We start from the raw sequence: 14,611 nt of genomic DNA on the forward strand, positions 1-14,611 counted from the left end.
AGCAGTTGTTGTGAGAGGGACTCGTCGTTGCAGCATCGCTTAACAATTTGCATTTGGGGTTATGGGTCCCTGCTTTCGCAGGGACGACATTGAGTGTGTTGCGCTGTCAGTGGCATACCTTCGCACTCTCGCGACATGAATCGTCCGAGCTTTGCATCTCGTTCCGTTTTGCAAAAGAGGCTTGCGCCGTCGGGCAACTCAGTGATTGGCGCTGGCGCCCTGCCCGGCTGGACGGCCTCGCCGCGACAACCAGGCTATGGCGCAATCCATATCCCAATCACGATGATGGCCAGTGAGACGGCAATGACCAGCATATCGGTGGTGAGCCAATCGGGCATTCCGTTTGATGGCTGCTCGCTCATGTCCGCGACTCCTTCTGTTCGCGTCGAGCCAATATGCTGGAGCGGACCGGCGCGAACGAGGATGAACTGGTTCACATAAAGCTAGGAAAAAGCTGCAAATTCCGCGTGTTTTAGCGCGCTCAAGTTGCGCCACACGGTCGATCTGCCGCGCAGGTTTCTGAACATGTTCGACAACGCCGCCGCTTCGGCACAGTCACCATCGTCGTCGTTCAACGCGCTGCGAGAGGCGGCTGAACGTCACCGGATTGTCGGCGCAACTCGGCGCCGACCTGCCGCCACGCGACAGGCCGCGCACGGCCGACGAAGTGGTCGAGATAGTGGACTCGCCGTCCCGTCCTGATCCTCACAGCACCTTGCGCTCTGCGAGGTTCTTCATCAGCGCACCGACGCCGAAGGTCCAGGGCTCGCATTCGTCGCTATTGCGCATGCGGTTGACCAGCTTGCCGAGCTTCGGCGCGGCGATGGTCACGATGTCGTCACGCTTGTGGGTAAAACCCTCGCCCTTGGCATCGCGATCCTTGACCGGCGCGAACATCGTGCCGAGGAACAGCGCAAAGCCGTCGGGATACTGATGCACGGGGCCGATGGTCTGGGCGACCAGATCGGTCGGATCGCGGCTGATCTTGCTGATCGAGGAATGCCCCTCGAGCACGAAGCCGTCTGCGCCAGTCACGGTCAGGCCGACATCCATCTTCCTGACATCGTCGAGCGAGAAGGTCTGGTCGAATAGCCGAAGCAGCGGACCGATCGCGCAGGACGCGTTGTTGTCCTTGGCCTTCGACAGCAAGAGCGCCGAACGCCCCTCGAAGTCGCGCAGATTGACGTCGTTGCCGAGCGCGGCGCCGACGATCTTGCCGGCGGCGGAGACAATCAGCACGACCTCCGGCTCCGGATTATTCCAGGTCGACTTCGGATGCAGCCCGGCATCCATGCCCGATCCGACCGAGGAAAGCGTCGGCGCCTTGGTAAACACTTCGGCGTCGGGACCGATGCCAACCTCGAGATACTGGCTCCAGGCATTCTGATCGATCAGCACCTGTTTCAGTTTCATCGCCTGCTCGGAGCCGGGCTTCAGCTTGGAGAGATCGTCGCCGACCAGGCGCACCACCTCCTTGCGGATCGCGTCCGCCGAGGACGGATTGCCGCGCGCCCGCTCCTCGATCACGCGCTCCAGCATCGAGATCGCGAAGGTGACGCCGGCGGCCTTCAGCACCTGGAGATCGACCGGCGCCAGCAGATGCGGCCTGGCCTTGTCGCGGCGGTCGGGCGGGGTGTTGGCAAGGATCGCCTCGAAATCGCCGATCCGCTCGCCGCGCGTGGCGCGCAGCGCGGCCGCGGGATCGCTTTCCTCGCAGAGCGCGCTCACCGTCGGAAACCGCGCCGTGACGTCGAACACACCGTCTGCCCGCACCGCGACGACGGCCGGCCCGCCGGCCTGCGGCAGCCAGACCCGCCCGACCAGCGTGCCAGCGGTGCCGTCCTCCGGCAGGACGTCTTTTGGCGTGAGCGATATCATCGGCACATCTCCCTTTTTGGCTTTGTCGGCTTGTTAGCACAGTCCGCCCGGCGGCGTGAAACAGCGGTCATGGCATTGTCATAGAGGGGTAACATCGCCCGTCAATGCTGCCGTCCGATCCATCTAACACACTGAAAGACGGACCTTCATGACGACCTCCGCCCTCACCGACGAAGCCTCCCGGGATGAAGCCTTGCGGGACGAAGACTTGCGGGATGAAGCCTTGCGCGCCCGCATCCATCAAGAGATGGCCGACAGCCTCGACGAGGAACTCGAGCTCGAGCTCGACGACATGAGGCTCGACGAGCTCGACCATGACGGCGCCGCCGGCAGGCCGTCGATCGACCGCAAGTCCTATTTCCGCGAATTGCTGCGGCTGCAGGGCGAACTGGTCAAGCTGCAGGATTGGGTGCAGCACGAGAAGAAGAAGGTCGTCGTGCTGTTCGAGGGCCGCGATTCCGCCGGCAAGGGCGGCGTGATCAAGCGGATCACCCAGCGGCTCAACCCGCGGGTCTGCCGGATCGCGGCGCTGCCGGCGCCGAACGAGCGCGAGCGCACGCAATGGTACTTCCAGCGCTATGTCTCGCATCTGCCGGCCGGCGGCGAGATCGTGCTGTTCGACCGCAGCTGGTACAACCGCGCCGGCGTCGAGAAGGTGATGGGGTTCTGCAGCGACGAGCAGTATGAGGAATTCTTCAACTCGGTGCCGGAATTCGAGCGCATGCTGATCCGCTCCGGCACCGTCCTCCTGAAATACTGGTTCTCGATCACCGACGAGGAACAGGCGTTCCGCTTCTCGATGCGGATCCAGGATCCGCTGAAGCAGTGGAAGTTGAGCCCGATGGACGTCGAGGCGCGGACCCGCTGGGAGCTCTACACCAAGGCCAAGGAAACGATGCTGGAGCGCACCCACCTGCCCGACTCGCCATGGTGGATCGTCGACGCCGTCGACAAGAAGCGCGCCCGGCTCAACTGCATCTCGCATCTATTGAGCCAGATCCCCTATCAGGCGGTCACCCACCAGCCGGTGGTGCTGCCGCCGCGAATGCGCAACCCGGACTATCACCGCGGCCCGATCCCGCAGGAGATGTACGTGCCGGGACGATATTGATTCTGGGCACGAGCACGCTCTGTCCTCCCCGCTTACGGGCAGGGCAATCGCATTTGGAATGAACCGATTCTTCCGCGCCGTCACGGCCGGGCTTGTCCCGGCCATCTACGTCTTTTCTTTGCGTGGAGACGAAGACGTGGATGCCCGGGACAAGCCCGGGCATGACGAGTTTGTGGGAACTCCGATTGCCTCAAACGGCCATATGCGATTGCCCTCCGCTTACGGGGGAGGATCACTAAATCGCGATTGTAGATTGTGAGGCAGCTCACTGGTCCTTTTGCGCCCTCCCTTTAAACCAGAGGTTGCTCGCAATTCGCGGGCTAGAAGGAGGCGTACGCTATGTTGAAAGAACATCTTGAAAGCAAAAGCTCGGCGACCGACCAGCCTGAAAGCTATAAGGGTGTTGCGACACATGCTATCCAAACCCTTGACCTCAGTTGGAGCGCGCCTATTCGTTACGGCGATTGCAAGCTGTCCGGCTTCTTGAACGGCACCCTGAACAACGGCCCCACTCTCAGGCTTCGTTCTGACGGAACAGCAGAATTGCTGGCAAAATTTTTCTCGACCGACGACGGTGATGTTTGGGTTATCGATCGTCTCGTTCTTTTGGATATTCACGGGACGGTGCTTTTTCAATTTCCACACCTTTCAAGTCCAGAAACCCAGACAGACAACCAAGTGCTCGATTGGGTAGCCGAACTGAGCTTCCCCGCCGTTTTCTTTTCTTCGGTCACAGGGGCGAACATGACCTATCGTTGCTAACCCCTAAGGGCGCGGTTCGCGGCTTATTCGACCTCCCCCACAAGCGGGAGAGGTGAAGTCCGGCACGTAGGCGACCGCGCCCTCGCCTACCAATGGTGCAGGCGCGCGCACTTGCTGGCACCGGATACCGACGCTAGGCTTCCCCCGATCTGGTGCAGGGAGGCCCGCTTGACTCAATCCGACGACATCAAAATCTCCGAAGATCGCCGCGACGCGCTGCGCTATGCGCTCGGGATCGGCAGCGGCGCGGCGCTCGCGGCCGCGATGGCAACGCCGGCCTCGGCGCAGACGCCAGCCGACAACACGCTGGATCGCATCCGGGCCAACAAGGTGCTGCGGATCGCGGTGCTGCCGGGCGAGCTGCCCTATTTCAACAAGGACCTCGCCTCGGGCACCTGGTCCGGCTTCTCGATCGAGATGGCCAACGATCTGGCCAAACTGCTCAACGTCAAGCTGGAATACGTCGAGTCGACCTACGGCAATTCAATCCTTGATCTGCAGGCCAACAAGATCGACCTCGGCTTCGCGCTCAACCCGACGCCGCAGCGCGCGCTGGTGGTCGATTTCACCAATCTGGTGTTCCCGCATCCGTTCGGCGCGATGCTGAAGAAGGGGCTGGAAGCCAAGACCTGGGCCGACATCAACAAGCCCGAGGTCAAGATCGCGGTCGACGTCGGCTCGGCCAACGAGGCGGTGGCGCGCCGCTTTGCGCCGAACGCCACCATCAAGTCGCTGAAGTCGCGCGACGAGGTGATGTTGGAAATGTCGTCGGGCCGCGTCGATTGCGTGGTCAACGCGCTGGTGCTCGGGCTGACCGCGATCGCCAAAAACCCGAACCTCGGCACCTACAAGATCCTGGCCTCGCCGTCGGTGACGATCGCGAGCGGCACGGCGGTGCGGCGCGAAGCCGACAAGCGCTGGCGCGATTTCCTCTCAGTGTGGATCGACTACAACCGCGGCATCGGCCAGATGCGCGAATGGTTCGTGAAGGGCCTCGGCCTCGCCGGCGTCAAGCCCGAGGATGTGCCGGTGGAGTTGAGTATTTGAGGCGATTGCCGAGACGGCAGTGATTTCCCTCTCCCGCTAGCGGGCGCTTGCGGGGGAGGGCCGGGGTTGGGGGTGTCGCCACAAGCGACGCCCTATGTATGGAGAGAGCCCCCACCCGGATCGCATCGTTAGATGCGATCCGACCTCCCCGCAAGCCGGAGAGGTCAAGCAACTCACACCTTGTCGTAGGTCAGCCCGCGCTCCAACCGCCTGGCCACCAGCGTCGACGGAAACAGGATCGCAAAATAGATCAGCGCCACGATGGTGTAGACCTCGAGCGGCCGGTAGGTGTCGGCGTTGATCAAGGTCGCGTTGTAGACGAGATCGGGTACCGCGATGATCGAGACCAGCGAGGTGTTCTTGAGCTGCGTGACCGACTGGTTGACATAGGGCGCCATCATCGGCTTCAGCGCTTGCGGCAGGATCACGAGCCGCATCAGGCGCCAGCCGCGGAAGCCGAGCGCCTTCGCGGCGTCCCACTGGCCGACCGGCACGCTCTCGATCGAGCCGCGCACGATCTCGGCATAGAACGCGCCGCCATAGAGCGAGAGCACGCTGACGGCGGCGACATGCGCCGGGATGTTGACGCCGATCACGACCGGAAACGCGTAGTAGAACCAGATGATCTGCACCAGCAGCGGCGTGCAGCGGAACAATTCGATATAGGCGATCAGGAGCCAGTCGATCACCGGAATGCGCCGCAGCCGCAGCATGCCAACGATCAGGCCGATCAAGGTCCCGAGAATAATGGTGCCGATGGTGTAGGCGATGGTCCAGCCGAGCCCGAGCCAGAACAGATGGCTGTACTTGGCAAGGATGCCGAAATCCCAGACGTAGTTCATCCTGCCCCTCGGTTGCCGCGCGCTTGATCGCCAAACATCGCAGGCGGCCTCGCACGAGTCACGCGATATACCGGTCTGGCGAAAATGCTCGCACCTCGAACGGCGGCGCATCGCCCGCGATCATCGCCGCAATTGCGGCGCCAGTTCCGGGGCCGGTGGTGAAGCCGATATGCTGGTTGCCGAAGGCGAGCCAGAGCCCGCGATGTCGCGGCGCCGCACCGATCATCGGCAGGCTGTCGGGCAGCGTCGGCCGCGCGCCGCGCCAGCGCTCGCCGACCGCATCGCCAAATTCGACCACGCTGCGCGCCATCGGCACCACCGCCTCGAGCTGCGAAAAATTCGAGGGCGCGTCGCGCGCGGTGAGCTCGACGCCGCTGGTGACGCGAACGCCCGATTCCATCGGCGTCATCAGAAAGCCGCCCTCCGCATCATGGATCGGCCGCAGCAATTTGCGTGCCGGGTTCGGCACGAAATGCTGGTGATAGCCGCGCTCGAAGGCCAGCGGCACGCGATAGCCGAGCGGCCGCAGCAGTTCGGCCGACCACGGCCCGAGCGCGACCACGACATGGCGCGCGGCGATCTCGCCGTCGGCGAGCTGCACGCGCCAGCCGTCGCCGTGCGGCTCGATCCGCCGGACCCCGGATTGCCTGATCGTGCCGCCGCCAGCGGCGAGCATCTGCGCGTAGGCCTTGACCACAGCTCCAGGTGAATCGACCGATGCCGTCTGCGTGTGCAGCAGGCCGACGCTATAGGCAGGGATGATGTTGGGCTCGAGCGCGGAGATCGCCTGGCGATCGAGCACCTCGCTCCTGATGCCGAACTCGGCGAGCGCTGCCTGCTCGGCCTGGGCGGCGGCGAGCCCGTCGCTGCGCCAGGCCTTGAGCCAACCGGTTTCGCGGATGCGATGGCCGGCGCCGGCCTGCACGATCCAGTCGCGATGCAGCTTCAGCGAGGTCCCGATCAAACCGTGCAGCGCGGCGGCGCGCGGCCTGGTCTGCGATGGCACAGCGGCTGCAAGGAAGCGCATCACCCAGCCGGCATTGGCGAGCGCCCACGCAATGTTCCAACGCAGCGCCGGATGCGCGTTGGTCAGATATTTCGGCAGGTTCTTCAGCAGCGACGGCGTATTGAGCGGCAGGATCGAGCCTGACGAGATGATGCCGGCATTGCCGTAGGAGGTTTCGCTGCCGGGCTCGCGGCGATCGACGACCATGACGGAGAGCCCGCGCCGCCGCGCGGCGAGGCCCGCCGAGACGCCGACCATGCCGGCGCCGAGCACGGCGACATCGACCCGCTCTGTTGGTTCGCCCTCGCTCATGGCGTCACATCAAGGTCAGGCCGCCATCGACCGGCAGCGTCGCGCCGGTGACGTGGCCCGCTTCCGGCGACAGCAGGAAGGCGACGACGGCCGCGACCTCGTCGGGCTCGGCCAGCCGCTGCATCGGATTGGCCTTCGCGACGCGCTCCCAGGTCGCGGTATCAAGCGCGCCGAACAGGCCGGGATCCTTGCGGGTGTAGCCCGGCATCACGGCGTTGGCGGTGGCGCCTGACGCGGCGAGCTCGATCGCGAGCGACTTCACCAGCACCTCGAGCGCGGCCTTCGCCGCAGCCGATCCCGGATAGGTAGCGCCGGGCACGAAGCGATGCGGCCCGAAGCTCGACACCGCGACGACGCGGCCTTGCGCGCTGCGCGTGAGGTCGGACAGCGCCGCCGCCGCGATTTCATGGAAAGCCGCAGCCATCACCGCGAAGGCGCGCTCCAGCGCCTCGCGCGGCAGGCTGGGGAACTCGCGCCGGTCGGCAAAGCCCGCGGCGTGCACGATGCTGTCGATCGGCCCGAACGCGGCCCGCGTTGCCGCGACCAGCGCGGTGCCGGCGCCGGCTTCGGCGAGATCGCCGGTGCTCACCTCGACCTTCGCGCCCTTGCTGCGGCATTCCTCCGCAACCGAATTCAGCCGCGCGAGGCCGGCGGCCTCGGTGCCCTGTCCGTGCAGCATCAGGGATTGATCGGGGCCGGCGAGCCGGCGCGCGACTGCGGCGCCGATGCCGGAGCCGCCTCCCGTGATGATCGAAATTCGCATGAGTTGCGTGCTGTCAGTGCGATAAGAGACGGCGAACTATAGGTTCGGCGTCACGAAATGCAAACCGCGCCCATCGACGTGAGTTTAGCGCCGCGTTCAACGCCAAATCAGCGCCACGGCTCGACCAGGATCTTGGTGTGCGCCTCGGGATTGGCGAGATCCGCAAACGCCCGCGCGACGCCGTCGATGCCGACGCGGCCGGTGACCAGCGAGGCGGCGTCGACTTGGCCTTCCGCGATCAAGCGCAGCGAATAGGCAAACTCCTCCGGCGTGTAGCCGAGCACATACTGGACGTTGAGCTCCTTGATGATACCAAGCATCGGCTCGGATTTGTCGGTCTCCATGCAGACGCCGACCACGACGACACGAGCGCTACGCGGGGCGCCCTCGAACACCTGCTGCAGCACGCCGGGCACGCCGACGCATTCGAAGATCAGCGCAGGCTTCAGCGGCGGCAGCAGCGCCTGCATCGGCGGACGCGCCGCCTTCTCAGCGTCGGTCATCTGGGCATGCTCGGCCCAGCTCGCATAGGGCAGCGTCCTGGCGGGATCGACCACCACATCGGCGCCCATCTTCTCGGCGAGCTGGCGCCGCGCCGGCGAATAATCGGCCGCAACGATCGGTCCAAGCCCCCTGATCTTCAGCGCCGCAATCACCGCCAGCCCGACCGGTCCGCAGCCGATCACCAGCGGCACCTCGCCGCCCTGGATGTTGGCCATCGCCACCGCATGCACGCCGACCGCAAGCGGTTCGGTGAGCGCGGCGTGCTCGGCCGCAAGCCCGTTCGGCACTTCGAGCAGCAGCGGCTCGCTGAGCAGCATCTGCTCGGCATAGCCGCCGAGATAATCGTTGGAATAGCCGATGCCCTTCGGGCCCTCCGGCGTCAGCAGCGCCGGCAGCGAGCACACTTTCGTCCCGGGCTTCAGCTTGCGCGTGGTGTTCGGGCCGTAGTCGAGGACCTCGCAGCAGAACTCATGGCCGAACACGACGTCGCGCGACAGATCCATCGGCGTGCGGCCGGGCAGGAACTTGCTCAGCTCCACCATGCGGTGGGCATGCTTGCGTGCGTGCAGATCGGAACCGCAGATGCCGCAGGCGAGCGATTTGACCAGCACCTGGCCGGGACCCGGCTTCGGCTCGGGCATCCGGTCGACGACGATCTCGCCGTTCCTGAAGATCGCTGCGCGCATATTCCCTCCCGCGTGGGTTTTGTCCCACTCATTTTGACGCGTATTTCGTGCCGCGAAATGCTGTCGCGGATCAAGTCCGGGACAGGCTTTCGCTGCAGGAGGCTATAGCACGGAGGGTCACCACGTATAGCGCATAACGCCCTTGCCGGCGTAAGACTGTGTCACGTTGGAGAATTCGCCCTCGAAGGTCGCGGCGGCCGACCAGCCGCTCCGCCACTTCATCTCGAGGGAAGCCGTGGTCAGCGCCGAGTCGCTGGCCTGCGCCGCGCCGTTGACCACGAAGGCCGCGCCGGGCAGCGTCTGGAACACCGCACCAACGGCGCGGTCCGGATTGAAGTCATGCGCCCAGGCAACGCGACCGCGCAGCGTGAAGATGCCGCCATCAACCGCGAACGATTTGTCGGAGCGCAGGCCGAGTTCGCTCCTGACGTCGGTGACGCTCTTCGCGGCATAATTCAGCGCGAAGGCGCCGCCGCCGGAGACCACGCTCTCCGCATAGGACGGCAGTTCGAAGCTCGTGAACTGCGCCGCCGCGTAAGGCGTCAGCCCGATCCACGGCGTGGCAGTGCGATAGCCGCCCTCGAGCCGGCCAGACCAGGCATTGGCATTGAAGTTGGCGCGCAAATGATCGGCGCCGGCCGCGGTGACGATGCGATCGGTGGTGACATCCTGCCAGCCATAGGCGAGCGCCGCGCTCAAGTACGCCGCGCCGACGCTGTGGCGGACGAACGCGCCGGCCTGGAACAGATCCGAACGGCCCCAGCCGAGACCGTTGACGCTGAAGCTGGTGGCGCCGCCGGCGAGCGCAAAGCCGGCGATGGTGTTCGGCGAGAAGCGGTAGTCGGCGCCGACCGCGGTGCCATAGAGGCTGCTGCTGGTATTGTTCGAGCCCAGCATCGCATTGCCGCTGGTGGTCTGCGAGCCGCCATAGCCCGCCGCCCATACGCCCCAGCGCTGCTCGAAATCGACCAGCCGCGGCGGCGCCTTGGTGTAGATCGCGGCCAGCGCATCGCGCGGCTCACTCTGGCGCGCCGCATAGGCGAGCGGCGTGCTCTCCTCGGCGAACGGCGTCGCCCCCGCGCCGCCGCCAAACCCACCATCGCGCCCGGCAACAAATGGATCGGTCAGCAGACCGAGGAACAGGCCCATCGCGTTGACCGTCGCCTGCTGCGATCCGGTCGCGCCCTCGCCCGAGGCCTGCGTCAGGCCAGCCGGCGACAGTCCGGCGAACACCGCGTTGATACCGCCATTGGCGTTGAAGAAGTTCTGCAGCGTGGTGGCGACGTTCTGCTGATTGACGTTCAGCTTCGACTTCGCGCCGTAATCGAGCGTGAAGTTCAGATAGGCGTTGCTCGCATCATAGCCGAGCGTCGCGACGAGGTTTGACGGCAGCCCGGTTGAATCGACGCCGACGAACGTGCCGTTGCGGCCGGCGGCCGCCGACAGGATAGTGTATTGCTTGGCGATCGTACTGCCGGCGGCGACGCTGACGCCGACCGATCCGGCCAGCGTCGCACTGCCGCTCACCTTGGCCAAGGCGGACGCCGTCGAATTGAGCCCGACGAGGTACAGCGCACCGGACTGGAAGGCGAGGTTGCCCGCCACGTTCAGGGATGTGCCTGGTGTCGCGTTGCCGGGCATCAGGATGCCGCCGCTTGCAATCGTCGTGTTGCCGGCGGTGCCGATGCCGGAGAGCGCGCCGCCGGCATTCACCGTGGTGAGGCTCGACGAGGCGATCGAGCCATCGACCTGAAGAATGCCGCCGTTGACCGTCGTGGTGCCGGTATAGCTGTTGACGCCGGACAGCGTCAGCGTGCCGCTGCCGGTCTTCTCGAAATTGGCCGGACCAATGCGGCCGCAACCGCAGGGATCGGAATCCGCGATCACGCCGCTGACGATAGTGGAAAGATTGTTACCTCCGACGACGAGCGTGTTGCCGCCGCCGATATAGTAGGTGCCGGAGCCCGCGATCGAGCCTGCTGTGATGCGGCCGTCGCCGTTCGGCCCAAGGCTGCCACCGAAGTCCACATAGCCAGTGCCTTGGGTGATGAACTGTGCAGCGCTGCCGGTCGAATTGCCGAGGAACATGACGCGAGCCCCACCCTCGGTCGTGACCGTGGCGTTGCCGGCCGTTGCGAAGACGTCGAAGACCAGCGTGCCGCCGAAGCGGTTGGTGATCGTCGCATTGCCCGCGGTCGGCGCCTCCGTCAGGCTGAGACCGGACGTGCCGAAATAGGTCAGGCCGCTGTTGTCGATCGTTGCGTTCGCCGCAGTGCTGTTCTGGTAGAAATTGGTAAAGCCGGTGGCCGTCGTTGTGATCGTCGAGGATGCGGCCGACGAGAACTCGAAGAACAAGGTCCCGCCGCCGTTGTCGCCATTGGTAATCTTGGCCTGACCCGCATTGGTGTACCCCAGGAACACTGTGCCGGCACCATCATGATTGTGGATCATGGCCTTGTCGGCCGTGCTGGCGTCCGAGCCGCCAGGAGGCCCAAGCGCATCGCCAAATACCAAGGTGCCGCCATTGCTATTGTCAAACTTGGCATTGCCGGCAGAACTGGTGTCGCGAAAGATCGTGAGCGCACCATTGGTGTTGCTCACCATGGCATTGCCCGCTGTGCTACTGTCGCGAAACTCCGTGATGCCGAAATTCTGGTTGACGATCGTCGCCGTCGACGCCGTGGTGGAATTATAGAACGTCGTGGTGGCGATCCCGTTGAACCCGTCGTTGACGATCTTGGTGATGCCCGCGGTGTTAGCATTGACGATGTCGAACTTGCCGTCGACCGCGACCTCGCCGACGATCGAGGCGATGTGGCTGGCGTCGCCGAGTTGCAACGTTGCGCAATCGCAGATCGTGGTGCCGCCGGTGTAGGTGTTGGTGCCGAGCAGCACGACGCGGCCGAGGCCGCCCGAATTATCCAGCACCGTCAGCTTGCCGGGGCCGTTGCCGTCGGTGAGATTGGCGTTGATCGTGATGGTCTGGCCGTTGTTGGCCTGGCTGATCAGGCCGCCGGTCGGCCCGGACAGGCTGAAGCCAACCGGGTTGCCATTGATCGTGTAGGACTGCGAATTGGCGGTGAAGGTCCAGGACCCCGGCAGCATCAAGCCAGGCCCGATCGTGACCGTCGCCGATCCCGATGAATCGAAGATGGCTGATTGGTTCGGGAGGATCGGCGGCGCGCCGGCCGACGTGGTCGACCAGTTGGTCGGGAGTTCGTAAACATCGGTGCTCGTCGAGCTGCCCGTGCCGCCCCAGGTGTAACTCTGCGCTCGTGCCGAACCGGTCGGCAACGCGATTGCGCTGGTCAGGGCGCAGAGTGCCAAGGCCATCGCAGCGCGAGACGACCGACCACCTGACAGGAAAAAGAACGAACCAAAATGCACGTACCCGACCCCCAAACGCTCTGCGGCGCTCTTGGGGCTAGGGTTAGCACGCAGCGAACCGTGAGGTTGCCGATCGTTTCCGAAATCCGGTGATTCAGCGACCCGAGATCAAAGATTTCGGCCCGACTGTTGTACCCGCGCAACGCTAGTTGAAGCCGGTTTCGCAACCGACGCACGATTTCGTCCGGACGCTCAGGCGTTCGGCGACGGCTCGCTGGCCACGGTCAGCAGCTGCGACCGTCGGACGCGCTCGCGATGCGCGGTGTAGAGGCCCGAGGCGACGATGAAGCCGGCGCCGAGAATGGTCCAACGGTCGGGCACTTCGCCGAAGATCAGGAAGCCGAGGATGCTGACCCACAGCAGCTGCGTGTAGGAGAACGGTGCCAGCACCGAGGCATCGCCATAGCGGAACGCCAACACCACGATCCACTGTCCGACGGTGGACGCAACGCCGATCAGGATGCCGAACATGATGTCGTGCCAGCTCGGCGTAACCCAGACGAACGGCACCAGCGCGCTGACGATGGCAACGCCGACGATCGACGAGTAGGTCATCACGGTGATCGGGCGCTCGCTGCCGCTCATCATGCGCGTCAGGATCAACGTGGCCGCCCAGGCCAGCGCCGAGACGATCGGGAAGATCGCTGCGGGATGGAAGGCGCTGGTGCCCGGGCGCAGGATGATGAACACGCCGGCAAGGCCGACCGCAGTCGCGATCCAGCGTCGCATGCCGACCCTCTCACCGAGGAAAGCGATCGACAGCGCAGTAACGAACAGCGGCGAGACGAAGCTGGTGGCGGAGGCTTCGGCGATCGGCAGGAAGCCGAGCCCAGTGATGAAGATCAGCGAGGAACCGAGCAGCGCGGCGCCGCGCAGCACGTGCAGGCCGGGACGGCTGCTGCGCAGCGCGAACAGCGGCGAGCCCGGCAGCATCGCCGGCGTCATGATCATCGCGAACACCAGGAAGCGGATCCAGGCGATCTCGATCGAGGGCAGCGTGGAGGAGAGATATTTTGCCGTGACGTCGGAGGTGCCCAGGAACACCGTCGACAGCAGGATCAGCGCGATGCCCTTGAACGGCCGGTCGGTACGGGCGGGCGCCTTGCTTGTCGCTGCGGGCGCGGTCTTTGCGGGCAATGAAAGGGGAACGCTGTCCAGCCTGGCGGCCACGGCTGCGGGGGGCGGTGTCACGGCAATCTCGAAGGCAAAATAAAGGGAATCTGCTGCTCGTACACAACGCCAATTCCGCTGCGAGAACAATGCCCGAAAACGGGACTCCGATATGCGCCAGCGCGCGCGACCGCCCGCCGCAGGTCGCATGCCGCCGCAACTGCAACAGTTTGTTAAGAACTGTGTGGAGCGGAACGCCCTCAGAGCATCGGCAGCGAGCGTGGCTTCGGCCCGCGCGGGAACGCGGCATCGAGCGCAGCGAGTTCATCGCCGCTGAGCTTCAGAGTTCCCGCCGCCGCATTCTCCGACGCGTGTTCCGCGTTCGACGCCTTCGGAATCGCGAGCACCGACGGTAGCCGCGTCAGGAAGCTCAGCGCCACCTGGCGCGGCGTTGCCTTGTGCGCCTGCGCGATCGATTGCAGCACCGCGCCGGCCCTGCTCGACGACGAGGGAAAATCATTGTGACCGAACGGCGAGTAGGCGACGACGGCGACGCCGTGCCGCTCGCACCAGGGAATCACGGCGTGCTCGATGGCGCGCTCCTGCAGATGGTAGAGCACCTGGTTGCAGGCGATCTTGCCTTCACCCGCGACATCGAGCAGTTCGTCGAGATCCTCGGTATCGAAATTACTTACGCCCCAGGACCGGATCTTGCCCGCGGCGATCAATTCGTCGAACGCCGCGACCGTTTCGGCGAGCGGAGTGGTTCCGCGCCAGTGCAGCAGATAGCAATCGAGGCGATCGGTCTTCAGCCGCTTCAGCGAGCGCTCGCAGGCGGTGATGGTGCCGCGCCGCGAGGCGTTGCTCGGCAGGACCTTCGAGACCAGGAACACCTCGTCGCGCCGGCCTGACATCGCATCCGCGATCACAAGCTCGGCGTCGCCATACATCTCGGCGGTGTCGATATGCGTCATGCCGGCCTCGATGCCGCGCTTCAGCGCAGCGACGGCCGCCTTGCGGTCACCGCGATCGAGATACCAGGTGCCCTGCCCGATCACCGAGACCTGCGGGCCGCTGTCGCCGAATTTTTTCGTCTGCACGATCGCCTCGTTCCGCGTGTTCCCTTGTGGCTCCGCGCAAAGATAGAGGAAAGAGACGATCGTGTCTCCACGGTGTCGTCCCTGCGAACGCAGGGACCCATAA

At 64.9% G+C, this 14,611-nt stretch carries 11 protein-coding genes; 3 read left to right on the forward strand and 8 right to left on the reverse strand.

The window, feature by feature from the left end; genetic code table 11:
* Positions 1 to 705: 705 nt before the first annotated feature.
* Entirely contained in the window at positions 706 to 1,878 is a 1,173-nt protein-coding gene (locus AKL29_RS18310; RefSeq protein ID WP_050385098.1) for a fumarylacetoacetate hydrolase family protein, read from the reverse strand.
* A gap of 247 nt (positions 1,879 to 2,125) precedes the next feature.
* Here AKL29_RS18310 and ppk2 point away from each other — a divergent pair, with 247 nt between their 5' ends.
* From ppk2 to AKL29_RS18325, 3 genes are all read left to right on the forward strand, one after another.
* Positions 2,126 to 2,989 (forward strand): polyphosphate kinase 2, encoded by an 864-nt coding sequence (ppk2, locus tag AKL29_RS18315; protein WP_050385163.1) that lies wholly within the window; start codon positions 2,126 to 2,128, stop codon positions 2,987 to 2,989.
* Positions 2,990 to 3,328: 339 nt separating this feature from the next.
* A complete protein-coding gene (locus AKL29_RS18320; protein ID WP_028331873.1) occupies positions 3,329 to 3,751 on the forward strand; it encodes a DUF6294 family protein in 423 nt (140 codons plus the stop codon).
* A 168-nt stretch (positions 3,752 to 3,919) separates the two neighbouring features.
* Positions 3,920 to 4,798, forward strand: a complete 879-nt coding sequence (locus AKL29_RS18325; RefSeq protein ID WP_050385099.1) for a transporter substrate-binding domain-containing protein — start codon at positions 3,920 to 3,922, stop codon at positions 4,796 to 4,798.
* Between the two features lie 173 nt (positions 4,799 to 4,971).
* Here the strand turns inward: AKL29_RS18325 and AKL29_RS18330 are convergent, their stop codons facing one another.
* From AKL29_RS18330 to AKL29_RS18360, 7 genes are all read right to left on the reverse strand, one after another.
* The gene (locus AKL29_RS18330) at positions 4,972 to 5,640 is read right to left on the reverse strand and encodes an amino acid ABC transporter permease (protein ID WP_016839817.1); all 669 of its coding nucleotides are present in this window, start codon (positions 5,638 to 5,640) and stop codon (positions 4,972 to 4,974) included.
* 58 nt (positions 5,641 to 5,698) lie between these two features.
* Positions 5,699 to 6,958 carry an NAD(P)/FAD-dependent oxidoreductase gene (locus tag AKL29_RS18335; RefSeq protein WP_028331876.1) on the reverse strand — a complete coding sequence of 420 codons (1,260 nt, stop codon included), beginning with the start codon at positions 6,956 to 6,958 and terminating at the stop codon, positions 5,699 to 5,701.
* A gap of 4 nt (positions 6,959 to 6,962) precedes the next feature.
* Positions 6,963 to 7,721, reverse strand: coding sequence for an SDR family NAD(P)-dependent oxidoreductase (locus AKL29_RS18340; protein ID WP_028331877.1), 759 nt, complete (start codon positions 7,719 to 7,721; stop codon positions 6,963 to 6,965).
* Between the two features lie 107 nt (positions 7,722 to 7,828).
* Positions 7,829 to 8,911, reverse strand: coding sequence for a zinc-binding dehydrogenase (locus tag AKL29_RS18345; RefSeq protein WP_050385100.1), 1,083 nt, complete (start codon positions 8,909 to 8,911; stop codon positions 7,829 to 7,831).
* A gap of 117 nt (positions 8,912 to 9,028) precedes the next feature.
* Entirely contained in the window at positions 9,029 to 12,244 is a 3,216-nt protein-coding gene (locus AKL29_RS18350; protein ID WP_050385101.1) for an autotransporter outer membrane beta-barrel domain-containing protein, read from the reverse strand.
* A gap of 246 nt (positions 12,245 to 12,490) precedes the next feature.
* Complete coding sequence (locus AKL29_RS18355; protein WP_143270831.1) at positions 12,491 to 13,489, reverse strand: DMT family transporter; 999 nt, start codon at positions 13,487 to 13,489, stop codon at positions 12,491 to 12,493.
* Positions 13,490 to 13,668: 179 nt separating this feature from the next.
* Positions 13,669 to 14,508 (reverse strand): aldo/keto reductase, encoded by an 840-nt coding sequence (locus AKL29_RS18360; protein ID WP_050385103.1) that lies wholly within the window; start codon positions 14,506 to 14,508, stop codon positions 13,669 to 13,671.
* Positions 14,509 to 14,611 lie beyond the last annotated feature (103 nt).

It is taken from the genome of Bradyrhizobium pachyrhizi, from assembly GCF_001189245.1.
Classification (GTDB): domain Bacteria; phylum Pseudomonadota; class Alphaproteobacteria; order Rhizobiales; family Xanthobacteraceae; genus Bradyrhizobium; species Bradyrhizobium pachyrhizi.

Bases quoted from the DNA above. Each gene is read 5' to 3' on its own strand.
- AKL29_RS18310 (WP_050385098.1), bottom strand. From the start codon at position 1,878: ATGATATCGCTCACGCCAAAAGACGTCCTGCCGGAGGACGGCACCGCT.
- ppk2 (WP_050385163.1), top strand. From the start codon at position 2,126: ATGGCCGACAGCCTCGACGAGGAACTCGAGCTCGAGCTCGACGACATG.
- AKL29_RS18320 (WP_028331873.1), top strand. From the start codon at position 3,329: ATGTTGAAAGAACATCTTGAAAGCAAAAGCTCGGCGACCGACCAGCCT.
- AKL29_RS18330 (WP_016839817.1), bottom strand. From the start codon at position 5,640: ATGAACTACGTCTGGGATTTCGGCATCCTTGCCAAGTACAGCCATCTG.
- AKL29_RS18335 (WP_028331876.1), bottom strand. From the start codon at position 6,958: ATGAGCGAGGGCGAACCAACAGAGCGGGTCGATGTCGCCGTGCTCGGC.
- AKL29_RS18340 (WP_028331877.1), bottom strand. From the start codon at position 7,721: ATGCGAATTTCGATCATCACGGGAGGCGGCTCCGGCATCGGCGCCGCA.
- AKL29_RS18345 (WP_050385100.1), bottom strand. From the start codon at position 8,911: ATGCGCGCAGCGATCTTCAGGAACGGCGAGATCGTCGTCGACCGGATG.
- AKL29_RS18350 (WP_050385101.1), bottom strand. From the start codon at position 12,244: ATGGCCTTGGCACTCTGCGCCCTGACCAGCGCAATCGCGTTGCCGACC.